At 46.3% G+C, this 25419-nt stretch carries 19 protein-coding genes and 2 tRNA genes; 9 read left to right on the top strand and 12 right to left on the bottom strand.

All coding sequences use genetic code 11. From position 1 onward, the window contains the following. Positions 1–86 precede the first annotated feature (86 nt). Together F4V45_RS05035 and dnaE are read right to left on the bottom strand one after the other, a co-directional pair. Complete coding sequence (locus F4V45_RS05035) at positions 87–1568, bottom strand: saccharopine dehydrogenase family protein (protein WP_150337334.1); 1482 nt, start codon at positions 1566–1568, stop codon at positions 87–89. Positions 1569–1588: 20 nt separating this feature from the next. After that, on the bottom strand, positions 1589–5215 hold the full coding sequence (dnaE, locus tag F4V45_RS05030) for a DNA polymerase III subunit alpha (RefSeq protein ID WP_150337333.1): 3627 nt from the start codon (positions 5213–5215) through the stop codon (positions 1589–1591). A gap of 196 nt (positions 5216–5411) precedes the next feature. Between dnaE and F4V45_RS05025 the strand changes: the two genes are divergently transcribed. The 3 genes from F4V45_RS05025 (at position 5412) to F4V45_RS05015 (ending at position 8478) form a co-directional block, all read left to right on the top strand. After that, a complete protein-coding gene (locus tag F4V45_RS05025) occupies positions 5412–6458 on the top strand; it encodes a cytochrome-c peroxidase (RefSeq protein WP_150337376.1) in 1047 nt (348 codons plus the stop codon). A 132-nt stretch (positions 6459–6590) separates the two neighbouring features. Beyond that, the gene (locus F4V45_RS05020; RefSeq protein WP_150337332.1) at positions 6591–8018 is read left to right on the top strand and encodes an outer membrane family protein; all 1428 of its coding nucleotides are present in this window, start codon (positions 6591–6593) and stop codon (positions 8016–8018) included. A 79-nt stretch (positions 8019–8097) separates the two neighbouring features. Beyond that, a complete protein-coding gene (locus F4V45_RS05015) occupies positions 8098–8478 on the top strand; it encodes an ExbD/TolR family protein (protein ID WP_150337331.1) in 381 nt (126 codons plus the stop codon). A 13-nt stretch (positions 8479–8491) separates the two neighbouring features. On the opposite strand, the gene F4V45_RS05010 is transcribed toward F4V45_RS05015, so the two are convergent. After that, positions 8492–9553 carry a bifunctional 3,4-dihydroxy-2-butanone 4-phosphate synthase/GTP cyclohydrolase II gene (locus F4V45_RS05010; protein ID WP_150337330.1) on the bottom strand — a complete coding sequence of 354 codons (1062 nt, stop codon included), beginning with the start codon at positions 9551–9553 and terminating at the stop codon, positions 8492–8494. Positions 9554–9725: 172 nt separating this feature from the next. On the opposite strand from F4V45_RS05010, the gene F4V45_RS09930 reads away from it, so the two are divergent. The 6 genes from F4V45_RS09930 (at position 9726) to F4V45_RS04980 (ending at position 14219) form a co-directional block, all read left to right on the top strand. Further along, complete coding sequence (locus tag F4V45_RS09930) at positions 9726–11705, top strand: methyl-accepting chemotaxis protein (RefSeq protein ID WP_150337329.1); 1980 nt, start codon at positions 9726–9728, stop codon at positions 11703–11705. Positions 11706–11821: 116 nt separating this feature from the next. After that, positions 11822–11896, top strand: a tRNA-Gln gene (locus tag F4V45_RS05000). Between the two features lie 26 nt (positions 11897–11922). Further along, positions 11923–11999, top strand: a tRNA-Met gene (locus F4V45_RS04995). 55 nt (positions 12000–12054) lie between these two features. After that, complete coding sequence (locus tag F4V45_RS04990; protein WP_150337328.1) at positions 12055–12915, top strand: menaquinone biosynthesis family protein; 861 nt, start codon at positions 12055–12057, stop codon at positions 12913–12915. A gap of 63 nt (positions 12916–12978) precedes the next feature. After that, complete coding sequence (galU, locus tag F4V45_RS04985) at positions 12979–13812, top strand: UTP--glucose-1-phosphate uridylyltransferase GalU (protein ID WP_150337327.1); 834 nt, start codon at positions 12979–12981, stop codon at positions 13810–13812. Further along, on the top strand, positions 13812–14219 hold the full coding sequence (locus F4V45_RS04980) for a hypothetical protein (protein ID WP_150337326.1): 408 nt from the start codon (positions 13812–13814) through the stop codon (positions 14217–14219). The genes galU and F4V45_RS04980 overlap by 1 nt, the downstream gene beginning before the upstream one ends. Positions 14220–14281: 62 nt before the next feature. On the opposite strand, the gene F4V45_RS04975 is transcribed toward F4V45_RS04980, so the two are convergent. The 9 genes from F4V45_RS04975 to F4V45_RS04935 all read right to left on the bottom strand — a co-directional run bounded on the left by F4V45_RS04975 (position 14282) and on the right by F4V45_RS04935 (position 25417). Continuing rightward, positions 14282–15079 carry an MnmC family methyltransferase gene (locus tag F4V45_RS04975; protein WP_150337325.1) on the bottom strand — a complete coding sequence of 266 codons (798 nt, stop codon included), beginning with the start codon at positions 15077–15079 and terminating at the stop codon, positions 14282–14284. A gap of 23 nt (positions 15080–15102) precedes the next feature. Continuing rightward, complete coding sequence (gene guaB / locus F4V45_RS04970) at positions 15103–16548, bottom strand: IMP dehydrogenase (RefSeq protein ID WP_150337324.1); 1446 nt, start codon at positions 16546–16548, stop codon at positions 15103–15105. Positions 16549–16580: 32 nt separating this feature from the next. After that, entirely contained in the window at positions 16581–17921 is a 1341-nt protein-coding gene (gene gatA / locus F4V45_RS04965; protein WP_150337323.1) for an Asp-tRNA(Asn)/Glu-tRNA(Gln) amidotransferase subunit GatA, read from the bottom strand. 96 nt (positions 17922–18017) lie between these two features. Beyond that, on the bottom strand, positions 18018–19547 hold the full coding sequence (locus tag F4V45_RS04960) for a hypothetical protein (RefSeq protein ID WP_150337322.1): 1530 nt from the start codon (positions 19545–19547) through the stop codon (positions 18018–18020). After that, positions 19547–20545, bottom strand: a complete 999-nt coding sequence (locus F4V45_RS04955) for a tRNA dihydrouridine synthase (protein ID WP_150337321.1) — start codon at positions 20543–20545, stop codon at positions 19547–19549. The genes F4V45_RS04960 and F4V45_RS04955 overlap by 1 nt, the downstream gene beginning before the upstream one ends. A 42-nt stretch (positions 20546–20587) precedes the next feature. After that, positions 20588–21754: an ABC transporter permease gene (locus F4V45_RS04950; protein WP_150337320.1), complete on the bottom strand. Its 1167-nt coding sequence runs from the start codon at positions 21752–21754 to the stop codon at positions 20588–20590. Beyond that, on the bottom strand, positions 21751–22908 hold the full coding sequence (locus F4V45_RS04945; RefSeq protein WP_150337319.1) for an ABC transporter permease: 1158 nt from the start codon (positions 22906–22908) through the stop codon (positions 21751–21753). The genes F4V45_RS04950 and F4V45_RS04945 overlap by 4 nt, the downstream gene beginning before the upstream one ends. Before the next feature lie 8 nt (positions 22909–22916). After that, complete coding sequence (locus F4V45_RS04940; protein WP_023929911.1) at positions 22917–23903, bottom strand: HlyD family secretion protein; 987 nt, start codon at positions 23901–23903, stop codon at positions 22917–22919. A 56-nt stretch (positions 23904–23959) separates the two neighbouring features. Continuing rightward, on the bottom strand, positions 23960–25417 hold the full coding sequence (locus F4V45_RS04935) for a TolC family protein (protein ID WP_150337318.1): 1458 nt from the start codon (positions 25415–25417) through the stop codon (positions 23960–23962). Positions 25418–25419: the final 2 nt, after the last annotated feature.

Raw genomic sequence — 25419 nt, 5'->3', positions numbered from 1 at the left:
CTTTGTGTTTTTATGTGCTTTTGCTATAAAGCTTAGTAAAACTTCCCCATATCTTGCTTAAGCGATTTATTTTGTATTGCAAATCTCTATTTTCTCCCATCTTCTAGCACTTTTAAATTGCCATTAGATTCTATCTCGCAGACGATGTATGGGAGTCCTTGTTTGTTGAGTTCGTGCATAAAGGGGTCGGGGTCGTTTTGCTCCATATTCCACACACCACTACCACTACTAGAATCTATGCCTTGATGCTCCCCGCCCTTTGGCATATCACCATTATCTGCGTTGTTTGGTGTTTTTGGCTGGTTTAGCCCCCATTTATCTTCACATATCAGCTTTGCTCCAATCATCGCTGGCACACCTGTGGTATAGCTCACACCTTGCGCATTAACTTCCTTGTAGCAAGCCTCGTGGTCGCAAATATTATAAATATAAATCGTGCGCTCTTTCCCATCTTTCACGCCCTTCATATAGCAGCCAATGTGCGTTTGCCCCTTTGTGCGACTTGCTAGACTTGCTGGGTCTGGCAGAAGCGTCTTTAGCACTTCAATGGGCACGATTTTGCCGCCCTTGTGTGCCACTTCATCAATGCGTAAAAAGCCGATATTCTCCAAACATTTCATATGTGTAAGATAGCTCTCGCCAAAAGTCATAAAAAAGCGGATTTTCCGCAAACCTTTGATATTGCGGATAAGCGATTCTAACTCTTCGTGGTAAAGCAAATAGCTATTTTTCGCGCCAACTTCTGGGTAATCCCACTCTTTCATCAAGGCTAAAGGGGCAATGTCTCGCCACTGCCCATTAAAGTAAGATTCTACTTTCAAATCCTGCGTATTAGAATCTAGAGTAAAATGCTTCTCTTCTCGCTCAAACTTACGATAAATAGTATCTTGCTTTAAATCCGGATTCAAGGCTAAGTCAGCTTGTGAAACAAGGCTATTAGATTCTGTATTAGAATCCCTAATGTCTTTCGTCCAATATCTCGCCTTTGAACTCACTTCCCTTAGATTAATTTCAGGGTTAAAGTTCGTAGCAAACGCATAGCCGTGATCCCCTGCATTACAATCCAAAATATCAATGCTATGAATCTCATCAAAATAATGCTTCTGTGCGTAAGCACAAAATACATTTGTAACGCCCGGGTCAAACCCGCTGCCAAGCAAAGCAAAAATCCCTGCTTGTTTATAGCGTGTATCATACGCCCACTGCTCTTTATACTCAAAATGCGCGGAGTCTGGATGCTCATAGTTTGCCGTGTCTAAATAATGCGTTTTTGTGCGTAGGCAAGCTTCCATAATGCTTAAATCTTGGTAAGGCAGCGCGACATTTACCACGAGTTTTGGGCGGTATTTTTCAATCAAAGCCACCACAGATTCTACGCTATCTGCATCGACAGAATCTATCTCAATCTCACCTAAGCCCTTTTCTCTAATAGAATCTGCTATTGCTTGACATTTGCTAAGTGTGCGAGAAGCTAAGATAATGCGAGTAAAACTCCCACGATTGCTCGCCATTTTATGCGCTACTACGCCTCCAACCCCACCTGCACCAATTTGTAAAACACAAGCCATAATTGCTCCTTTTAGATGATTTAGCCTTGCGGCTCTCCTATAGTTTTGCGCGCTTCCCAAGCAAACTCGCCAAGCTCCTGCGTGATCGAGCTACTCACCTTAAGATCGCTTACAAAGACATAATTCCTGCCTGCTTCTTTGATGATGATATGCAGCTCTTGGCTGCCGCTATGCTTCTTAGCACACTGCGAGATACGCTCTAAATGCGCCACATCAGTCTCCCTATCTAGCACGATCCCTAGCGCGCAGCCAGAGCCTAGACTCTTTGGATCAATATGGATAGGGATTATCTCGCTTGCTTCTTCTTGGACATCTTTGTCCTTTTGGTATTTTAGGCGGATTTTAGCTTGCTTGGCATCTTCAAGGCAGAGCACATCAAATGCGCGAAACTCTTTCTTACTATCCCTAGAATCCACCTTCCCACTAAGCACTATAGGCTCATTTAGATCCATACAATCAAGCTTAGCGATAGTGCTCTCAAATATCGTAATGTTGGCATTCCCGGAAAGATCGATCACACTTAGCACGCCATAGATATTGCCCTTTTTGGAAACGCGCTTTTCCAAGCCTACAACTTTTACCGCAAGCATTACATTAGAGCCATCTTCTAGCTGCTCTAGTGCCCCGATACGCGAGACACCCTTAAGTGCTGTAATTTGCTTGCGATACGACTCTAGCGGATGCCCAGAGATATAAAGCCCCAAGCACTCATACTCATAATCAAGTGTGGTTTTTTGATCAAACTCCTCTATATTGCTAAAGCTAAAGCGGATTCCAGCTAGCTCATCTTGTGAGTCGGCAAAGAGCGAGTTATGTATCTCGCCCGCGAGTTTTTGCTTATTGCGCCCGATCTCGCAAATTTCATCGATATTTTTAAGCATTGTTGCGCGTGTGTAGCCTAGATTATCAAGGCTACCAGATTTGATCAAAGGCTCCATAACGCGCTTGGTAATCTTAGAAAAATCCGCCCTAGAAATGAAATCTTCCAAATCCTTAAACTCTCCCCCACTCTTCCTGCACGCAATGATACTGCCCATAGCATCTTCGCCAGCTCCCCGTATCGCTCCTAGCCCAAAAACGATCTTTTTCTCTCCATTGCGCCAATCAGCAACGCTAAAAAACTGATCCGATAAATTGACATGAGGGGGTAGTGTCTCCATACCACGCCGCTTTGCCTCCTCGACATACTCTGCGACTTTATCGATTTTATTAGACTCGCTTGTAAGAAGAGCTGCCATAAACTCGTGCTCATAGTAAGTCTTAAGATACGCCGTCTCAAAGGTGATCATCGCATACGCCGCAGAATGCGACTTATTAAACCCATAGCCAGCAAATTTAACAATAAGCTCCCACAAATCGCTAGCCTTTTGCACATCAAAGCCATTGCTCTGCGCCCCTTGGATAAATTTCTGCTTATTATCTGCCATAATCTGCTCGTCTTTTTTCCCCATAGCGCGCCGTATCAAATCCGCCTCGCCAAGCGAGAAGCCACCGATAACTTGCACGATTTGCATAATTTGCTCTTGATAGACAATCGTCCCATAAGTATGCTTCAAAATCGGCTCTAGCTCATCAAACATATAAGTGATAGGCTCTAAGCCGTGCTTGCGGTTGATGAAGTCATCTACCATACCAGATTCCATAGGTCCGGGGCGACCAAGAGCAATGATTGCGATAATATCTTCAAAGTTTGTGGGCTTTAGTCTGCGATTGAGTCTTTGGAACATACCAGATTCCACTTGGAAGACTCCCATTGTATCCCCACTTTGCAGGAGCTCATAGACTTTTGCATCATTGACATCAACTTGCAAGAAGTCTATCTGCTTGCCATAGCGGTCTGCGATGATTTTTAGCGCATCATCAATCACCGTGAGCGTCTTTAGCCCCAAGAAGTCAAACTTGATCAAATCTACTGCTTCAAGGTATTTCATAGAATACTGCGTGAGTATAATCCCATCAGTGCCAGCATATAGAGGTGTTTTATGCCATAGCTCTCTCTCACTATCTAGCACAAGTGCTGCCGCGTGCTTGCCGGCGTTGCGATTAAAGCCCTCTAGCTTTAGGGCAAACTCCCACACTTTCGCTGCTAGCGGATCGCTTGCGACTAGCTCTTGGATCTTTGGCTCTAGCTCCCAAGCCCCCTCGATAAACTCGCCATTTTTCTCATAGCCCTTCAAAGTGATCCCTAGCTTTTCTGGGATAAGCTTGGCAAAGCTATCGGCTTCTTTTATAGGCATATCTAGCACGCGCGCGACATCGCGTATCACGCCTTTTGCGAGCATTTTACCAAAGGTGATGACTTGGGCGACATTGTATTTACCATATCGATCAATCATATAGTTTAGAATCTCGCCGCGCCTGCGCTGGCAAAAGTCTGTATCAATATCGGGCATACTCACGCGCTCTGGGTTTAAGAATCGCTCAAAGAGCAGGTCATAGCGCAAAGGATCAATATCTGTAATCCCTAAGCAAAATGCCACAAGGCTTCCTGCCGCACTACCACGCCCCGGACCCACCGGTATGCCCATCTTTTTAGCTTGATTGATAAAATCCCACACAATGAGCATATAGCCGGGGAACTTCATCTTTGCAATAATCTCCATTTCATACTCAAGCCTATCGCGATACTCTTGGTGCTTCTCTTCTGGGACATTTTGCAGGCGTTTTTCTAGTCCTTGCTTAGATTTGTAGATGAAGTATTCTTCATCGTTTTCAAAGTCTAGCCCCTCAGCACTTGCGTATTCTTTGGTAAATTTGAAAGTCGGTGGAGTTGGGGGGTTGTTTTTCTCATCTTTTAGATCAATGCTAAAATCCGCGCATTTACGCGCGATCTCTTGGGTATTTTCTAAGGCTTGTGGCACATCGGCAAAGAGCCTTGCCATCTCCTGCTCGCTTTTGACATAAAACTCCGCCACACTATGGCGCAAGCGACTTTTATCCTGTAAGGTGCGCCCTGTGCCAATACACATCGCCACCTCTTGGAATCCCGCATCCTCTCGCGTAGGGTAGTGGGCGTCATTAGTAGCGATGATTTTGATCCCACACTCCTTACTTAAGCGCAGTATATGGGAGTCTATGGCTTCTTGCTCTGGGATTCCGTGGCGCATAAGCTCTAGGTAAAAATCATCGCCAAAGATTTCTTTATACTCTAGTGCGACCTTTTTAGCCGCTTCATAGCCACCTGCGCCGTATTTCAAGTTTCTCTCGCTTTGATTTAGGTGGAAATTTACCTCCCCTGCAAGGCAGGCAGATGAGCACACAAGCCCCTCGCTACACTCTTTTAAAAGCTTTTTGTTGATCCGTGGGTAGTAGTAAAAGCCGTGGATAAAGGACTGCGAGCTAAGCTTCATTAGATTCCTATAGCCTTGCTCATTTTTGGCATAAAGGCACAGGTGATAGCGGGCTTTAGAGCTTTTATCCCCAATATCATCGGCATTGTGCAAATATGCCTCAATCCCTATAATAGGCGATATGCCCTGCTTTTTCATCTTTGTATAAAAGTCAATCGCGCCAAACATATTGCCGTGATCAGTCATAGCGACACTTGTCATACCAAGGCTTTTAAGCCGCTTGGCGAGCACTTCTAGCTTATTAGCACCATCAAGCATAGAATATTCTGTATGTAAATGTAAATGCGTGTAGCCCATATTTTCTCCTTAGAATCTTTGCACTTGTAGGAGTGGATTCTAGCTTTTTTGCTATTAGCATTTGTTTAGATTTGAAGGAATTTTTGGGGTAGATTTTCGTAAATGGTAAAAGTATCAACGCAATCCGCTATACTTGGCATCTTCACAAAGGAGTATTATGCGCAACATCACTTTGCAAACTATTATTATCATCGGTATGCTGGGTGCTGGCACACTAAGCGCAGCCACCCAGAAGAAGCAGGCAATTGATCCAAAAGAGCTAATACAAAAGGCTAAGGACGCAGGGCTAAAGCCTATGCCCCAAGGCAAGGAGCTTTCCGCCTACCAACAAGCCCAGATCAAAAAGCACAAGCTCGCCGCACCCTACAAGCCCAAACTCACTCAAACCCAAGTCGAGCTAGGCAAAAAGCTCTACTTTGACCCTAGACTTTCAAAATCCAATCTCATCTCTTGTAACACCTGCCACAATCTAGGGCTAGGTGGCGCAGATATGGTGCCAACAGCCATTGGGCACAAGTGGCAGGCAAACCCAAGCCACTTAAACTCCCCAAGTGTATATAACTCAATGTTTAATAGCGTGCAGTTTTGGGACGGACGCGCTGGCGACTTAGGACACCAAGCACAAGGACCTATTGAAAACCCAGTAGAAATGGCAGCTACGGCAAAAGAGATTGTCGCGCGCATACAATCAATCCCTGCCTATGTCGATGAGTTTAAAGCCGCCTATGGCAATAATGTCAAAATCGACTTCAAGCTAATCGCCGATACTATCGCACTTTTTGAAATGACACTTGTAACGCCTAGCCGCTATGATGACTTTTTAAATGGCAATGTAAAAGCCCTAAGCAAAGAGGAGCAAGCTGGGCTAAATATGTTTATCGATAAAGGCTGCACCGCCTGCCACACAGACATCAACCTAGGCGGCTCTATGCAGGCGTTTTCTGTGGTGAAGCCCTATAAGTTTGCCAAAGTTGGTGGCTTTAAAGGCGATGCCAATGGTATGGTCAAAGCCCCATCTTTGCGAAATGTGCTAGATACAGCCCCCTACTTCCACAACGGGCAGTATTGGGATATTAAAGATGCGATTAAAGAAATGGGCTCTATACAGCTAGGTATCGCCATAAGCGACCAAGAAGCCCAAACGATCGAAAAGTTCTTCCAATCGCTTAATGGCAAATACCCCGCAGTGATCTATCCTATTTTGCCAGCTAGCACAGCCGCTACACCAAAGCCTGCATTTTAAGCACACTAGAATCTAGCCCCACTAGATTCTAGTGTGCTACTTCTGGTAGCTTTGCATACAAAATGGTAAATATAAGGTAAATATAAGGTAAAAAAGCTACACTTTACCCCCTATATCATCTAAGGAGTTTTTATGCGGACTTTCACCACAAAACGCGCAAGCAAGATTCTAGCGATAAGCACTATCGCTGCGGGTATGCTTAGCAGTGCAAGTGCATTTGATATTAAATACAACGGCTGGCTTGAGATGTTTGGTAAAGGTGGCTTCAACAACCAAGCAATCGACAAAGACAAGGGCATCTACCCCACAGATAGCTTTCTTAATGTCGTAGGCAGCCTTGGCTTTGATGGAAACCTGCTTGCCAAAGACTTGGAAAGCCAATCGCTAAAATATGGCTTCAATCTTACAGGCGGGTCAATGATTCTAGACTCCACAAGCAAGGGCTATCCGCTAGGACCAGATAGCGTAAATAACGAATATGTTGGTAACTGGGCAGGGTATAACCAAAACCTAGGACCAAAAGACAATACAAACCGCCATCTCTATGTCATCAATAATGCCTACCTTGACTATACCTATGGGGACTTTGACACGAGTCCTTTTAGCTTCCAGTTTAAGGGCGGTCGCTATCTCTCTGGCGCGGAGTATATGAGCGGCTATACACAAGGTTTTGAATTTACTACGAAATTCAAATTCAGCGACTCCCAATCGCTTAAACTCTGGTGGTTTAGCTCCTATGGGAGAGCATTTGCCTTTGGTCAATGGTTGATTGACTTCTACTCACCACAGGGTTATATGACTCCAGGTGGGCAGTTTGCCAACTACGGGATCCACGCGTTTAAAGCGATCTACAGCCTTGGTGGGCTTGACATCACGCCTTATATCTACTTCTCGCCTGGCACTTACACTGCTCCGGCATTCCGCGTAGAGTATGATACAAACAAGGGCTTTGATGGCACAGGCTTCCGCTCACGCACCTTTGCAAATATTTTGCTCCCAATTTATGGCGATAGATGGGACGGAGAGTATCGCTGGGGCTCGATAGTCAATAAATACACCCAAAGCTTGCTTATCCAGCAGCAGTTTGACTACAACAACTACAACTTCGGGCTAGGTGTGTATAAAAACTTTGGGCACGCAAACGCCAGAATCGGGACTACGGGGAATCCTTGGATGCTGGATTTCTGGACAGCTAGCTCCTATGACATTGGTCGAAGTGTGAGCGATATGGTGGGCAAAGACGCGCTTACTCCTTATCTCTTTGTCGGTGGGACACACTTTGCCAACAAGCTTTGGTGGCAGCTCACTGGTCGCTGGACAGATGCAGAGCGTAGCCAAGAGCACGCGATCGCGCTTAATTGCAAATACCAAATCGATGAGCGGCTATCTGTGGGCGGGAAGATTGAATACTTCAGCGATACGACAAAAGCTGGCTATAAAGTGGGCTGGGCAAATGGTGGTGGCGGCTATGGAAACGAAGAAGGCACTACCCAAGCTGGCACACCTAAAAATGTCGCTGATCGCAGCCACGCGTTTTTGTGGATACACTACGACATCTAAGCCTTTTCTACCTACACGATCTACAATCAAGCTAGATTCTGCTAGAATCTAGCCTTGCTACACCTTTTAAGGACTATACTTGAAGAAAATAGATTCTATGAATTTAGTGCCATTTATTGACATTATGCTCGTGCTCTTAGTGATCGTGCTTACAACCGCTTCTTTTATCAACACTTCTAGAATCCAAGTCAATGTCCCTAAAGTCAGCGATGGCTCAAGCAAGCAAGATACGCAGAGCAAGCCCATCACCATAGCCATTGATGATCAGGGTCGCTACTATCTAAATGACAAGCCCCACACCCTAGAAGCACTCAAGCAAGCTATAAAGAGCTATGACGCAAGCACTTCTGTCATCATCAATGGCGACTCCCAAAGCAACCTTAACGCCTTTGTGCAGATGATGGATATAATCCAAGCCCAAGGGCTAAAAGATCTCTACATAGTCGTAGAAGAAGAGTGAGCTAGAATCTAATTTACACCAAAATACTCTTTTGCAAATGCAAATCAAAACCGCTTAGGGCGTTGTAGCTTTTATTTGCATTAGCACAATGAGAGCTAAGAAGTGTGAAGTCTTTTACACCTAGCTTTTTTAGAATCTGTGCGCCGATTCCAAAGTCTTTAATATCACCACAATTTTTTGTAATATTTTCACTATTTGCCATATTCTCACTATTAAGGCACACAAGATAGCCGCCTTGCTGTGAAAGTAACTCTATACTTTTTTGCAGGGCTTGCCACTCGCTAGAATCTGTCAAAAGGGCAATATCGCTACTTGTATTATGAAATCTAATGAGCGGCGTTGTAGCCTGTGGGCTAAAGCTAAAGGCAATATGTTCATTTTCTAAATGATCTAAAAAGGTGATTTTCTCACACTCTTGTGCCATAAACACCGCCTTTTCACGCGAAGTTTCACGCACGAGATTTTCAAAATTTAAGCGATATTGGATAATGTCGCTGACATAGAGAATCTTTAGATTATGAGTTTTAGCAAAATCAAGCAGAAACTTATCCCCCCGCCCTGCCATCGTGCCATCTTTTTTCATAATCTCACAAATCACGCTAATGGGTGCAAGCCCCGCAAGGCGGCAAATATCTACACTCGCCTCTGTATGTCCTGTGCGGATAAGTGTGCCACCACTCTTAGCAATAAGTGGGAAAATATGCCCCGGACGCACAAAATCGCTTGGCTTTGCGTTGTTATCACACATTAGGCGGATTGTCAAATCCCGCTCGTATGCGGAAATCCCCGTCTTTGCTTCCTTAGCATCAATGGATATGGTAAAGGCAGTCTCGTGGTTGCTATCATTTCTTTGCACCATTGGGGGTAAGTCTAGCTTATGGGCTAGCTCTTGCGTGATAGATACGCAGATGAGCCCCCTTGCCTCTTGAGCCATAAAGTTTATTTTCTCTGGGGTTGAGAAGATTCCAGCCATTACCAAATCGCCTTCATTTTCTCTATCTTCATCGTCCATTATGATAATCATTTCACCTTTTTTAATCGCCTCTATGGCGTCTTTCATACGCGTTTGATACATTAGCGTTGTCCTTCAATATTGTGTAAGCACGGATTATATAAAAAAGATTCTAAATCTCCAAAGCTCCCAGCCTAAGCAGATTCTAGCTCTAATATAAGTGTTTTATAAGAAAAGATTCACTTAAATTGCGTGCGCGAACGCGCCTAATAATACAAAGTCTATAAGGACTACTATGTTTCACTTCAAAAGCAAGAGCGCACCCAAGATCCCACAAAGCGATATTATAAGTCTCTATCTCACAGATAATATCACCCAAAGAATCAAAGAAGTGCAAATGCCAATCAAGCTAGCACTTGGCTATGCAATGCCCAACACAGACTTAGCCCAAGCAGCCGCCCAGATCAAAGCCGCGCTTCCTAGCGATGCGGTGCTGATTATGGCAAGTTCATCGGGGCTACTTTGCTCAAAAGATGCCAATGTAGAGCGGCAGTCATTTTATGGAGATGGTCTTGATGGGCAAGGGGTTAGCCTAATGCTCTTCTCAAGCAATATGATCGCTGATATTTATACAACAAAGCTTGATCTAGGTATCGCAATGGCAGAATCTAGCGAGCAAATAGCGCATATAGAAAATGAAGTGCGCAAGGTGCGCGTGCCTTTTAAGGTGGAGTCTTATGATACGCTTGGCTATGTGCTAGTTGATGGGCTTAGTGGGAGCGAGAGCTTTTTGATGGAGGCGATTTATAATGTAGGCAAGCTTGCTTGCTTGTATGTCGGCGGTAGTGCTGGCGGCAAGCTCGACTTCAAAAATACCTATATCTTTGATAATACTTCTGTCGTGCAAGGTGCAGCGGTGATCACTTATGTCAAGCTTAAGCCAAATTATCGTTTTGGGATTTTTAAGACCCAAAACTTCCAAGCCACAGATACAAAATTTGTCGTGCTAGATTCTAATGTCAAAGCTCGCACGATCTCAAAATTCCTCGATAATAATTACAGCGCGATCAATGTGCTTGATGCTTTGGCGAGGCATTTTGGCTGCGCTATTGAGCAAGTGCCGCAAATGATGGAGTCCTATGCCTTTGGGATTAAGATTAACGATGCAATCTATGTGCGCTCAATCGCGCAGTTTGACATAGCCCAAAAGCACATTGCAACCTATTGTGATGTAGATAGCGCAGAAGAGCTGACCTTGCTTAAGCGCGTGGATTTTATCCAATCGACCAATGCGGACTATGAGCAATTTTCACGCAATAAGCCAAAGCCCATAGGCGCGATTTTTAATGATTGTATTTTGCGGAGATTGCATAATGCTAGCGCGCTAGGCTCGCTAAAGACTTTTAGGGATTTTCCTGTGGTTGGGTTCTCGACTTTTGGGGAGCTTTTGGGGGTGAATATCAACGAAACGCTAAGTGCTGTGTTTTTCTACCGCTTAGACAATGCGCAAGCAGATTTTAGCGATGAGATTTTAGATAGCTTCCATATCCAATATAGTCAGTTTAAATCCTACTTTCTCTACAAACGCCTTATGCGCCTTAAGCTTATTAACAACATAAACGAGCTTATGCTCTCCCAGCTCAAAGACTCGATCCCAACCTTTACCAATGTAGCGGGCGCACTTAGAAGTGCTGGCAAGGACTTTAGCGATATGGGGGCAAATCTTGATGAGGTCAATACGCAGTTTAATGCCTTTTCCCAGCAGCTTGAAGATAGAATGCAAACAGGCTCGCAGGATATGAATCTAGAAGATAGAGTCTCCCACCTACTTGAGCAGATCGGGGATCTCAATCGTGTCCTTGATATTATCTCTGGCATCGCTGATCAAACAAACCTCCTAGCCCTTAATGCCGCCATAGAAGCCGCGCGCGCTGGCGAGCACGGCAGAGGCTTTGCTGTAGTTGCCGATGAAGTGCGCAATCTAGCGGAGCGCACGCAAAAAAGCCTAGATGACACAAGTGCTTCGGTCAAAAGCGTGATTGAAAATGTGCATACAATCAACAAAAGTGCCAAAAATGCTTCACTAGGTATGCTAGATATATCCGAGCACTCCAAAAATATCTCTAGCACGATCCACACACTTATCCAAAATAGCAAAACCCTCTCTAATGAGATGAATGAAAAAGTAGGGATCAGCGAGCAAATAGAAGCCGAGCTGCAAAAAATTAGCGTGTATGAAAATGTGCTAGAAACACTGCATAAGTCCCACAACTAGGCAAAGCTGCCATAAGCTTAGCGCAGCTAGCTTGTGTGAGCTTTGCGCTAGCTACATAAGCACATATTGACAAATAAGTAAAACTGCTATACAATCGCGGCTTTATTAAACGCTGTTGGGGTATCGCCAAGCGGTAAGGCACCTGGTTTTGGTCCAGGCATTCCGAGGTTCGAATCCTTGTACCCCAGCCACTTTCTCCCTTTAACTTATACTATATCGCGGGGTAGAGCAGTCCGGTAGCTCGTTGGGCTCATAACCCAAAGGTCGGTGGTTCAAATCCATCTCCCGCAACCATACATCAAATCCCACATTGCTAGCTTTTGGCACATTTTAGTTTTTGGAGAGTTGTTTGATAAGTGTAGCTCATAGCCCTGATGCTGATGATATTTTTATGTATTATGCCATTGCGTTTGGGTGGGTGAATTCTAGGCTTGGGCTGCAATTTTGCAACACTGCGCTAGATATACAAACACTCAATGAAGCGGCTCTGCAAGGGAGCTATGATGTGAGTGCCATTTCCTTTGGTGTATATCCGCTTATCGCGCAAGATTACGCGCTTTTGCGCACAGGGGTAAGCTTTGGCAGTGGCTATGGACCAAAGCTTATCAAGCTAAAGGGCAAGCAGCTAAAGCCACATTGCAAAGTCGCTCTCTCTGGTGCGCACACGACAAATGCCCTGCTTTTCCGCATAGCTTATCCTAATGCCAAAATTGTGTATAAAAACTTCCTTGATATAGAATCTGCTGTGCTAAATGGCGAAGTTGATGCGGGCGTGCTTATCCACGAGTCAATCCTAACCTTTAGCGATCAATTAGAAGTGGAGAGAGAAATCTGGGATATATGGTGTGAGCTAGCAGGCGATGAGCTGCCCCTGCCACTTGGCGGTATGGCTTTGCGCCGTAGTATCCCGCTACATAGGGCGATTGATATAGAATCCACGCTGACAAAGGCTGTGCAAATCGCTACGCAAAACAAGCCCCTACTCTCCACAATGCTGCTTAAGCGCAATCTTATCCGCGTCAATGCCAAAGAGCTAGAGACTTATCTCAATCTCTATGCTAATGCAGATTCTATCTCTCTTAGCCCTGTGCAAAAGCAAGCCATCGATACGCTTTTTTCTCTACTGCATAAAGCTGGATTCTACCCCAAGGCTTTGTGCTGCGAAGAGTTTCTGCTCCCTAGAGAGTATGCAGAGCTGCGAGACTCTTAGGCTGTTTATAATCGCATAAACCTTTTGCGCTACAATCGCTAAACTCCACCACAAAGGACACAAATGAACTATATCAACAAATGTCTTTTCCCAGCAGCAGGCTATGGGACACGATTTTTACCCGCGACAAAAGCTATGCCTAAAGAAATGCTCCCCATTCTCACAAAGCCACTGATACAATATGGTGTCGAAGAAGCCCTAAGTGCCGGCTGCCAGACGATGGCGATCGTTACAGGACGAGGCAAACGCAGCATAGAAGATCACTTTGATATAAGCTATGAGCTAGAGCACCAAATCAAAGGCACGGATAAAGAATTTCTACTCAATGAAGTGCGCTCACTCATCACACAATGCACCTTTTCCTATACGCGTCAAAATGAGATGAAAGGCTTGGGGCATGCGATTTTGACAGGGGAGACACTCATTGGCAATGAGCCCTTTGCTGTGATTTTAGCTGATGATTTATGCGCAAATATCGGTGGAGATAGCGTGCTAGCGCAGATGGTCAAGCTCTATGCCAAGCATAAATGCTCCATAGTCGCTATCGAGGAAGTGCCTATGAGCGAAGTGGATAAATATGGTGTGATTGCGGGCGAGATGATTAGCGAGAATGTCTATCGTGTCAATACAATGATAGAAAAGCCAAGTGCTAGCGAAGCCCCCTCAAACCTAGCAGTCATTGGTCGCTATATCCTAACGCCTGATATTTTTGATATTTTGCGCGTAACGCCCCCGGGCAAAAAGGGCGAAATCCAAATCACCGATGCTCTAATGGAGCAGGCGAAAAATGGGCGCGTAATCGCCTATAAATTCCAAGGCAAGCGGTATGACTGCGGTAGTATCGATGGCTTTGTGGAAGCGACAAATGCGTTTTTTACAGCAAAGAGTGGCAAATAATGTATAACCAAGGCTTTTATGCGGTGTTTTTGCTCATTTCCTTTGGGTTTGGGTTTGTCGTGTTTATGTTTGGGTTTTTTATGCGAAGCTTGTTTGACAAAAAGCCAAAGCCAAAGCCCTTCACCCTAAAAGACTTCCGCAAGCTTATCCCCAAAGCCAAAAGCCAAGCCCAAGCCCACGAGCTAATTGAGCAATTTGTGAAGAAATTTGGGCTGTTTGCGCCAAGCTCTAGTGATCGTGAGGAGTGGCTTGATGTGGTAAAGGAGCTTACAAGCCTTGAGAGTATTGACACAGATAAAGCCGCTGAAATCCGCGAGCACCTAAGCGCGAAAAACCCATCCATTAAAAAAGAAATATCCGATGTTATAGGGCTTGCCCTAAAGACGAAAAAAGACTCCGCCTCCTAGAATCTACCCAGCACTCCTGCGATCGTGCCAAGCTCTAGCTCCACAATATGCCTAAGTAGATTCTAGCTACGCGCTGTGCTTCCGCTGATATTTATGGGAGCTTTGCTAAAAATGCTTGAGCTGCGCTTGTGGGTGCTTAGGCTACTAGGGTAGAATCTAGCACACATTTGGGATAGCATTGCTAAAGTCCTAGGATCTACTTTATATCGATAGGCTAGTAGCCCTGCTTGCTGCGCATTTGCAATGACTTCTTTTCTTGTGGCATAGGTAGTGATGATCCCAGAGTCTTTAAGCAAGCTAGCAAGCGTGCAAAAATGCCTAAAATCCCATAGCTCTCTATTTTTCTCATAGCTAAATGGGTCTTGGTAGATAACATCAAAGCCGTGGAAATGGCTATATCGCTGCGCTAAGTTTGTCTGCAAGTCCGCAAGCAATGCACACGCATCACCCCAAAATATTTGCAAAGATACATTATGCGCTATGCGCGCTTGCCCACTAGATTCTAGCTGCGCCATAGAGCTAGAATCTAGCGCGTGGATTTTGCTAGCAAGGGCTAGATTCTGCCTATCAAGCTCGATAGAGATAATGCAAAACTCCATTTGATCAAACGCGCTAAAAAGGCGCGAGAGCAAGGCGTTGTAGCCAAGCCCAAAGCAAAGATCTAAAATCCATACCTGTGGCTTTGGCGACTTGGCTTGATTGGCAGCTAGAGCCTCCCACACAGGAGCTATATGCTTGGCAAGCTTCTCGCTAAATGCGCCCTCGCCCATATTGGCATAATGCTCGCCAAAGTGCGCATTAAAGGCATTTAGCGAGCCGTCCTTGCTAGAAATTAGGCGTAGATTAGGGGGCAGCTCCATTGCGACTGATTATAGCAGAGGGTCTAGCCGTGGTAGTTTGGTGCTTCTTTGGTAATATCCACATCATGCACATGGGATTCTCTAAGCCCAGCGGCAGTGATTTGCACAAACTCTGCTCTCTCCCACAAGCTTGGGATATTTGCCGCGCCTAGATAGCCCATCGAGCTGCGCAAGCCCCCTACAAGCTGGTGCAAAACATCGCCGATTTTCCCGCGATATGGCACACGCCCTTCAATGCCTTCAGGCACGAGCTTTTCTTGCGCAGTGCCCTCTTGGAAGTAGCGATCCGAGCTACCCTTAGTCATAGCACCTATGCTTCCCATACCGCGATAGCTCTTATACTGCCGCCCTTGGTAAAGCACCAAATCGCCAGGACTCTCTTCTGTGCCAGCTAGCAGAGAGCCTATCATCACGCTAGATGCCCCTACGGCGATAGCTTTAGCCACATCGCCAGAGTATTTGATCCCACCATCTGCGATGATTGGCACGCCCATTTTCGCCGCCACTTCCGCGCAGCCTGCAATGGCAGAGACTTGGGGCATACCCACGCCTGCGACAATCCTTGTGGTGCAGATACTGCCCGGACCTATGCCGACTTTGACTGCATCTGCACCGGCTTTGATTAAGTCTTGCGTGGCGGCTGCGGTTACGACATTGCCCACAATCACATCAACTTCATAGCTTGCTTTAATGGATTCTAGGGTAGCAATGATATTTTTAGAATGTCCGTGCGCAGAGTCAAGCACTAGCACATCAACGCCTGCTTCAACGAGAGCCTGCGCCCTATCAAGCTGCCCCACGCCAATCGCCGCGCCCACGCGCAAGCGACCTTGGGAGTCTTTGTTGGCGTTGGGGTATTCTATGCGCTTTTGAATGTCTTTAATGGTGATAAGCCCTTGTAAGATATTGTTGCTATCGACTATGGGGAGCTTCTCTATCCTGTGCTTGTGCATAATGGCTTTGGCTTCATCAAGGCTTACGCCTATTTTGGCAGTAACTAGGGGCATTTTTGTCATCACATCGCTGACTTTCTTGCTTAAATCATTTTCAAAGCGCACATCGCGATTAGTCAAAATCCCTATCAACAGCCCCTTTTCATCAACCACTGGCACGCCAGAGATTTTGTAGTTATCTGTGATTGCCTTAGCATCGGCTAGGGAGCGATTTGCTTGGATAGAGATGGGGTTAGTGATGATGCCGCTCTCGCTTTTTTTGACCTTGTCGATTTGCTCTACTTGCATAGCTTGGGGCATATTTTTATGGATAATGCCAATGCCCCCATAACGCGCCATAGCAATGGCGGTTTGATACTCTGTAACTGTATCCATAGCCGCAGAGACGAAGGGGATATTGAGTGAAATATTGCGCGTGAGCTTGGAGCTTGTATCGACTTCTTTTGGCAGCACGGCGGAATACGCTGGGATTAGCAAAATATCTTCAAAAGTTAGGGCTTTTTGTGTGAGTTTCATAGCGACTCCTTTTGATATGGGTTGCGCTTGGCTTAGGCAAAACTGGATTCTAGGCTATATGCGCAATCAAGCACACTTTGCTCTTCAAAGGCTCTGCCTAGCAGCTGCATACCAATAGGCAGCCCTTGAGACTCGCCCACAGGCAGGCTAATTGCCGGCAGCCCTGCGAGATTTGCGCCGATGGTGTAAATATCGCTTAGATACATTTCAAGCGGACTTTGCGTAGCGCGGAATTTAGGGGCGACACTTGGGGACACAGGCGATAAGATCAAATCTGCTTGCTCAAAAATTTGGGCATATTGCTGGGTGATAAGCGCGCGCATTTTCTGGGCTTTTAGGTAGTAGGCATCATAGTAGCCGCTACTTAGCACAAAGCTCCCTAGTAGAATCCTATTTTTCACCTCTTTGCCAAAGCCTTGTGAGCGTGTGTTGATGTATAAATCTTTGAGCCCACTAGAATCTGCGCGATTCCCATAGCGCACGCCATCAAATCGCGCGAGATTGCTACTAGCTTCTGCGGTGCAGATGATGTAGTAGGTAGAGATATGCAAGCTTGTATCAAGCATTTTTGCAGGGACTATGGTATGCCCGCTTTTTTCTAGGATTTTGATAGTCTCTTCATACGCCTTGGCAATCGCTGGGTCGGCATCTTTTAGGAAGTCATTTAGCACTGCGATTGTGAAGCATTTATCCCTATCAAGCTTGGAGAAGCTTTGCAATGGCGAGAGCTTGGCACTAGTGGAGTCTAGCTCATCATAGCCACTAATAGCATCAAGCAAGATCGCGCAGTCCTGCACATTTTGTGTAATTGGTCCTATGCAATCAAGGCTTGAACTATACGCCACTAGTCCATAGCGGCTCACTCTCCCATAAGTGGGCTTTAGCCCCACGCAGCCGCAATACCCAGCAGGCTGGCGGATAGAGCCGCCTGTATCGCTCCCAAGCGCAGCGATCGCATAGCCCCCAGCCACTGCTGCGGCACTGCCCCCAGAGCTGCCGCCTGGCACTCTTGAGGAGTCCTTGGGGTTTTTGGTGCGCCCATAGCAGCTTGACTCTGTCGTGCTGCCCATAGCAAACTCGTCCATATTTGCCCGCCCAAACGCGCTCATACCATTAGCGCGTAATCGCGTAATAGCAGTGGCATCATAGGGGGCGATATAGCCTTGTAGAATCTTACTCGCGCAAGTAATCTCCCAGCCTTTTACATTGATATTGTCTTTAATCAAAATTGGCACGCCGCTATGATTATCGCTAGAAAAATCGATATAAGCATTTAGCTCGATAGCGGCTTGGGATTTTGCCTTAGCTTCTAGGCTGGATTGTAGAGCTTGGCGCTCTTGCTTGGGGAGAGATAGGGCTTGCTGTAATGTCATAGGCGTCCTTGAGATAAGTTATCAATAGCTGCGGATTTTAGGGCGCATTATAGACAAAAGTAGCTTACATAAGGCTTGCTAAAAGTGCGCAGCCCCCTAAAAGCTTAAAGCAAAGCGCAAAAACCACTCCTTATCCTTAGTGCTTACAAACTTCTGCCTAAGCAAGCTCTCGCTCCACGGGTCATCTTCTCTCACTCCACCTACGCCCCATTGCCCATTGTTTGGGTCATATTTAGTATGGTCAAAATGCGCACCATTGAAGCCATACCACCGCTCCTGCGCGATAGGGTAGTAGGAGATCTTATAGCCAAAATCTATGCGAGTAAAGCGCGAGAGATATATACTTGCCCCAAAGCGCATAAACCCCCCACTCCCCGCGGAGAAAAAGGCGTCTCTTGCGTTGCTTGCTTTGCCTTTGGCGGCAGCTTCGTTATACCAAGTTTTGTTGTCAGGATCGCCTTGGGAGAAGCGCGCGAACTCCGCTCCCCCGCCGACAAATCCCCCTACCTTAAAATACGCAAGCCTAGAGAGCCAGAATCCCTCTTGGTGCAAAAACCCAAGCCACCGCTGCAAAATTGTATCCACAGGGATATTAAATATCGCATCAGCCCCTAGTGCAAAGCTCAAATACCGCCCATCTTGTGGGGCTAGTGCGCTGGCATTTGGCGTGTCTTGGAAGGTGAAAGAGTCTTCAACTTTGGTATTTGGTGTGTCTGGGTTAGTGCTGCTACCTAGGATTAAGATTCCGCATTTTTGCTGCTTCTCTGCTTCGCTCCAAGTTTTGCTATTTTGTATGCAAAGATTATACGCTTCTTGCAAATTATTGGTGCTAGTGTCGCGCTTATCACTGCCTGCGATTTTACTCCCAAGCGAGCCGCTGCGGTTTGTCATCTCGCCAAAGAGCCTAACCCCCAAAATATGAAACTTGTCAAAGAAATATTCCGCGCCAAGCTCTAGGCTAGAGCCTGCATTAAGCTGCCCAGCATACTCCGCACTTGTGGTATCGCCGCTGCATTTTTGGTTTGGACAGGTGGCGACTTCCTTGCTCATACTTTGAGTATTGTGCGTGTGTGTAGAGCTTGCAGACACTACGCCAAAGCCAATATATGGGTGCAAAATATCGCCAAACACCCACGCCCTAGGGCTTGGCTTGTAGAAAAAGCTAGAATCTTGCGCGCCAAATTTACCCAGTGCATTATCGCCAATAGGCGGCGGGGCAGGCGGGAGCGGGTGGGCGGCTTGGGCATTGCTAGCAGGCTTAGTGGTGGGCGCACTAGTGGGAGTGAGCGTAGGTGCTGGCTTGTTTTGTAAAATCGTGTGTTTTGGCTCTTTAGATTCTACTGCTGCGTGCAGAGCTTGGGCAAAGGCTAGCGCACATAGAGCTAAGCGCGCTAGAGTGCTACTAGAATCTACTTTTTGCTTGGCGTTGGCTTTTTGCGATAAATCGATGCTTGCTTTGCGCGTGCTGCGCTTACATACGCCAAGTATGCGCCCTAGCACGCGCTCGCAAAACGCCGATTTCTCACCAAAAATCCTGCCGCCTACGACTTGTTTAGCAAACACGCTTGCTCTTTCATTTTGTAGCGTTTTTAGGGTTTGGGCGTTTTCCCTAGAATCTAGCCACATTACACGCTTCTTTTATTGAGAGTAACAAGTGGTGCGCTCCCCCACTCTAGCGCACTTGTGGCAAAAAACTCTTCAATGCTCTCTCGCATTAGCCTAGGATCTACCAGAGCATTGACCACATTGCGAAAGGCACTTGCGCCATTATGCCCCTTAGCATAGGCGTGTAGATTCTTTCTAAACATCACCACCCCCCTCTCTCCATAGAACTCCACCATCGCATCAAAATGCTCTAGCACTAAGTCCTTTTTCACCATTGTGGGAAGCGCGGTGGTATTGTGGCGGATCTGCCAGAAAATCCACGGGCTAGTAAGTGCGGCACGCCCTATCATCACGCCATTTGCGCCTGTTTCTTGCAGGACAGATTGTGCCTTTTGCACAGAGTCTATCTCGCCATTGGCGATAAGTGGATGGCGTAGAATCTTTCTCATCTGTGCGATGGCTTGGTAGTCGATTTTCTCCTTTTTGTATCCATCTTTGCGGGTCCTGCCATGGACTACGACAAAATCTATAGGCGCATCATTGAGCGCGTGGGCAATTTCAGCTGGGATCTTCTCATCAAAGCCTAGCCGCACTTTGACACTTGTATAAGGCGTAGTGCTCTGCTCCTTAATCAAGCGCAAAAGCTCCACAAGCTTAGGCAAATCCTGCAAAAGCCCGCTACCATTGCCGTGATTGGCGACTTTAGGGGCTGGGCAGCCGCAGTTAAAATCCAAAATATCAATGCCTTCTTGTGTGTTTAGGACACTAATGGCGCGTTTTATGATCTCTTGCTTTGAGCCGGCAATTTGCACACTATAAGGCGTCTCTAGGGGGGATTTTTGGAGCATTTTGAGCGTTTTAGCACTAGAGAATGCAAGCGCGTGGGAGCTTATCATCTCACTCACTGTAACATCTACGCCAAAGCGTTTAACCACAGACCGAAAGGGCAAGTCCGTATAGCCAGCAAGCGGGGCTAAAAAAAGCTTCGTGCTACTAAAATCTAATACCCTAGCACCCATTTCTTAAACTCCTTGTCTTAAGCAGGCGATTATAGCATAAGCCTAAGCTAAGCATATCTCGCGCGCCTTTTGCTGTCTTTTGTGGATAATTATTACGCTTGCTACAAAGCATAGCGCAAACAAAGCTAGCAGCATTAAAAAATGCGGAGTCACACTCGCAAAGTCCGCGCCCATTTGATTTAGGCTAATAAAGCCTCTAACGCCGTGGTATGCTGGGATTGCAAAGCTTAGATCTTGTAAAAACTGCGGCAGCAGCTCACTTGGCCAAATAAAGCCCAAAATAAACACTAGTGGCATAGAAGAGACAAATACCACTTGTGTGGGTAAGCTCTCATCTTCTAAGCTAGCTCCCAAAAGCACGCCGCACGCCACGCAGCTTGCGATAAATGCCACCGCAAAGCACCAAAAATCACTCAAGCTAGCAATGTGGCTCACCCCAAAAAGTGGAAAAAGCACGCCAAAATACAAGCCAAATAGCACGCAGTAAATCCCCATAAACGCTAAGATTCTAGCACTTACAAGCTTCCACGCACTCACATCATTACTATAATGCTTCAAGGCTTGGAGATCCTTTAGCGCGATGGCACGGGCGCGCATTCTGTTTTGATACGCGCTTAGGATTCCACTCCCTGCTATGGCAGTTTGATGTAAGATAAAAACTAGCACCGCAGCTAGAGCATAATTGATATAGCCTAGGCTTGGATTGTATAAAGGGATTGCCTGCAAGCTTACAAGCTCTGTATCAAGCAAATTTGGGTCGCGTTCTTTGCGCAGCTCATCGCTTAGGGTATCAATCGCCTTATGCACGCCCTCTGCTATCGCGCCATACACAAGGAAGTAGGAGGCATTACCCATATAGGACACCACACTGCCAATGCCCTTTTTCGCGCTTGCTTCAAAGCCCCTTGGGATATAGATCGCACCATCTGCTTCAAAGCTTTCAATAAGATCTTTTGCCGCTTCTATTGAGCCTACTTCACGCACTAGAGCGATCTCTCTTGTAGCACTTATAAGAAAAATGAGCCGCTTTGAGAGCGCGCTAGAATCTTCATCGATGATGACAAGTCGCTGCTTGCGGACAATGTCGTTCATATAAGGCATAGGATAAAGTAGTCCATACACAAGCGAGCCGATGACCACAACCATCACCACAAGCTTATTGCTAAAAATCGCTTTATACTCTTGTGCGACAATGGCTAAAAAGCTCATAGCGCGCTCCTTTTGCGCAGGGCTTGGGGGAGATTCTTCGCAAGAGGGCTAGAAGAGAATAGTCGCAGATGATAAATCAGCACCCCAAGTGCTAGAAAAAGCAAAAACCACAACATCTCCCCCATAATCCCAAGCCCAAAGCCAACACTCCCGCCATAATTAGCCTGCTGGATATAAAGCTCCATATAGTAGGATATGGGCAGAAATTTGCTCCAAAACAGCGCGAAAAAATTCATCGAAGCTTGCGGGTAAGTAACCCCAGCAAAGGCTAGAGAAGGTGCAGTATAGATCGCCATAAAGCCAAGAGCCTTTTTCATATCAAGCAAGATTGATTGCACAAAGACTACCACTGCATTCACACAGGCTACAAGTAGCGTAGTCCCTACAATCAGCAGAAAATTGCTCCCCCTAAGCTCATAGCCTAGATTCTGCAAGAGCGTTAGCATACACACCCCCCAGAATCCAAACACAAGCGTATTAAACCCATAGCGCACAAGCACGCTAGATACACTTGTGGGGCGATTTTTGAGCAAGTGCAGCATTGCTAGCGCACTTAGAATTTGCAGCATACAAGGGAGCAAAAGTGTTAGCATAAACTGCGCATAGTTGCTGCTTGCATTATAAAGGGGGATAATTTGTGAAAAAATGGGCATAGACTTGCCAATGGCAAGCTCTAGATTCTCATCTTTGACTAAGTTTTTTACGCTCCATTGCTTGGCATTAAGTGTGCCTACTACTTGCATAAGCGCGCTGGCAATGGACTTGCCTATAAGCACAAATTGCGCATTGTAGTAGAGCGTGATTTGCGCATTGATGGAGCGTTTGAGACTAGCTTCATAAGAATGTGGGATTACCACAAGAGCATAGATCGCATTAGTGGCGAGATCTTGCTTAGCAGCTTGCACACTTGGATAAACGCGCTCAATGCGCACCACAGCAGAAGAGTCAATCATAAAAAGAGCTTCCTTGCTTGCAGGGCTCTTGTCAAAATCCACCACCCCTATGGCAAGATCTCTTGGTAGTGAAGCCATAAATACCGCATAGATAAACCACGCTAAAAGCAAGGGCAAAAGCACATAGATAAGCAAAAGCACAATATGGCGCGATAAGTAGAGCCAAAACTGCCGCAGTTTTTTAAAGAAATAAGCTTGCATAGTGGATTCTAGTTGGGCTCTAGGCGCACAATCGCGCTATATCCTATGCGGAACTCCCCAATATGCTCTAAAGGCTGCGCTTCTATCTCAAAGCTACGCAAATCATAGCCCTTAGAGTTAGAAGTCGCCCTCCAAGTGGCAAAGTCGCCTAATGCTGACACATAGCGCACCTTAAAGCGCACATCTTTTTGCAGAGCTGGCACAAACGCGCTAAACTCACTCCCCACGCTAAAGCGCGGAAGATACTCTTCTGTAACGCTAAGATTTAGCCACGCTTGGCTATTATCCACAAGCAAAACAACAGGGAATCCCGTAGGACTTAGCTCACCTTCACTTAAGAGAATATTGCTCACTTCTGCATCTGCTGGGGCATAGGCTTGCATATCGTGGATATAGGCTTGCACCTCATCTAGCTGCCCTGCTGCGGCAAGCTCCTTTTGCTTAGCGGCAACTTTGGTCTCGTGGCTCGCGCCATCTAGGGCGATTTTATACTGCTGCAAGGCGGTGTTTTCGGAGTATTTGGCATTTTGGTAGGCAGTGTAGGCTTCATCGCGCCTTTGCAAGCTTACTACGCCATTTTTATACAAATCTTCGATGCGGGTGTAGGTCTTTTCTGTCAGCTCACGCATAGCTTTTGCACTATTGTAAATATCTCTTGCAGAGATGATTGTCTCCACTCTAGCACCTTTGTTGGTCTCTTGGGATAAGGCTTTAGCCGCTTCATAGCCTGCCTTTGCTTGCTCTAGCTTTGCTTGCACTTCTGGAGAATCGATAGTGAAGACTAAGTCGCCCTTTTTGACTTTATCGCCCTTTTTGACAAGGATTGACCCCACACGCCCAGCAAGCTTGGAGCTTACGCTATATTGCTTGGCTTGGATTTGCCCTTGGATTAGCTGGGGCTTGGGTGTATAAGCTTTGTAGAAGCTTATAGCAAGCCAGATGAGAAGCACAAGTGCAAGTGCGGCGACAAAGCCAATTTCAATATACTTCTTCATTCACTCTCCTTTATCAAATTTAGCCTTAGCACATCAGCGAAGATTTTGCAAAGCTACTACTTATATGCATAAAAACTCTCAATATCATCACTCAAGGCAAAAAGCCTAGCAAGCGCGACAATCGCCTTATATGCGGAAGTTTGCTGCTCAATGAGCGCATTTTGCAGGGCATTTTGCGCATCGACTACTTGCACGCTTGTAGCAAGCCCTTGCTTGAAAGCATTTTGCTGGAGTTTTAGATTCTCTTTGGCTAGATCGATCGAAGAGCTTCTGCTGTTGTATTCTTCTTTAGCATATATGGCTTCTTTGTAGGTCTTTTGCACAAGCAAGGTGATGTCCTTGCGTGCTTGCTCGGCTAGGGCTTGTAGCTCAAGCTGGGTGAGCTTGGCAGCTTGGTAGTGCTGGACTCTAGCTTTTGGGGTGATGAGCGAGAGATTTGCTGCGATGCCGATGTGCCAAGTAGGGATTGCGCGCATAATGAGCGCGTGGTTGGCGTTATTTGCATACACTGCGCCAAAGCCCACCACCTGTGGAAGGAATGGAGCTAACGCTAGAGTTTTAGCCTCTTTTGCACCTTGCACTTTGAGATCAAGTGAAGTTAGTGCGGGGTAGCTAGCAAGTGTCTTTTGCACAAAGCTAGATTCTGGTGGCAGGGGCTTTTGGATTAGGGCTAGGGTATCCATAGGAGCTAGATTCTGGCTTGAGAGCGCAGAATCTAGCGTAAGCTTGGCGATTGTCGCGGCATTTTGCGCTTGACGCAGGGCGTTTAGATTCTTATCGTGCGCTACTTGTGCGGCTAGCACTTCTACGCGTGCGATTTGCCCGCTTTTTTCTAACGCTTTGGCATTGGCATAATGCTCCTTGCTAGCTTGCTCACTCTGGGCAAGCACTTGGGCAAGATTCTCTGCTAGCACCGCGCCATAATACACACTTGCTAGCTCTTCAAAGCTTGCTAGCTTTTTAAGCCTTAGGGCTTCTTTGGCATCTTTATGGGCGATGGCAGCGATTTTTGCACCTTGGATTCTAGCTCCGCCTGTGTAGAGTGGGTAGATCATTGTAAGTGCGCCTATGATGATATTTTGATCAAGCAAGACGATTGGCTGATTAAGCGCGCTAAGTAAAGGCGCGAACTGCTGGGACAAGGCTGGGGGGATAGAGCTTGTGTCCATAGGGAGCTGCTCTTGGATCTTTCTATCTAAATGTGTGTAGAACACGCTTGCATTGATCTCTGGGAGAAAGCTAAGCTTCGCACCTAGGGCTAGCTTCTTGGCGCGATCAGTGTTTAGACTCTGTGCCTTTATGGCTTGGCTTGTTTCTAAAAGCAGGGCGTATGCTTGCTCAAAGCTAATGGCTTGTGATTTGGTGGTGCTATCTCTATCTTGCTTTGCTGGCTCGCTTGGCTCTTTGGACTCTTGCATAGGGGCTTGGCTTGGAGTATCGATAAGATCTGCTGGCAGTAACGCCGCTTGCACAAAGCCTAAGCTAAGCCCACATAGCAATAAACACACTCGCATAC

The organism is Helicobacter canis, from assembly GCF_008693005.1.
GTDB classification, from domain to species: domain Bacteria; phylum Campylobacterota; class Campylobacteria; order Campylobacterales; family Helicobacteraceae; genus Helicobacter_B; species Helicobacter_B canis.
The sequence above is the reverse complement of the archived record's forward strand: the minus strand, read 5'-3'. Positions and strand labels throughout refer to the sequence as shown.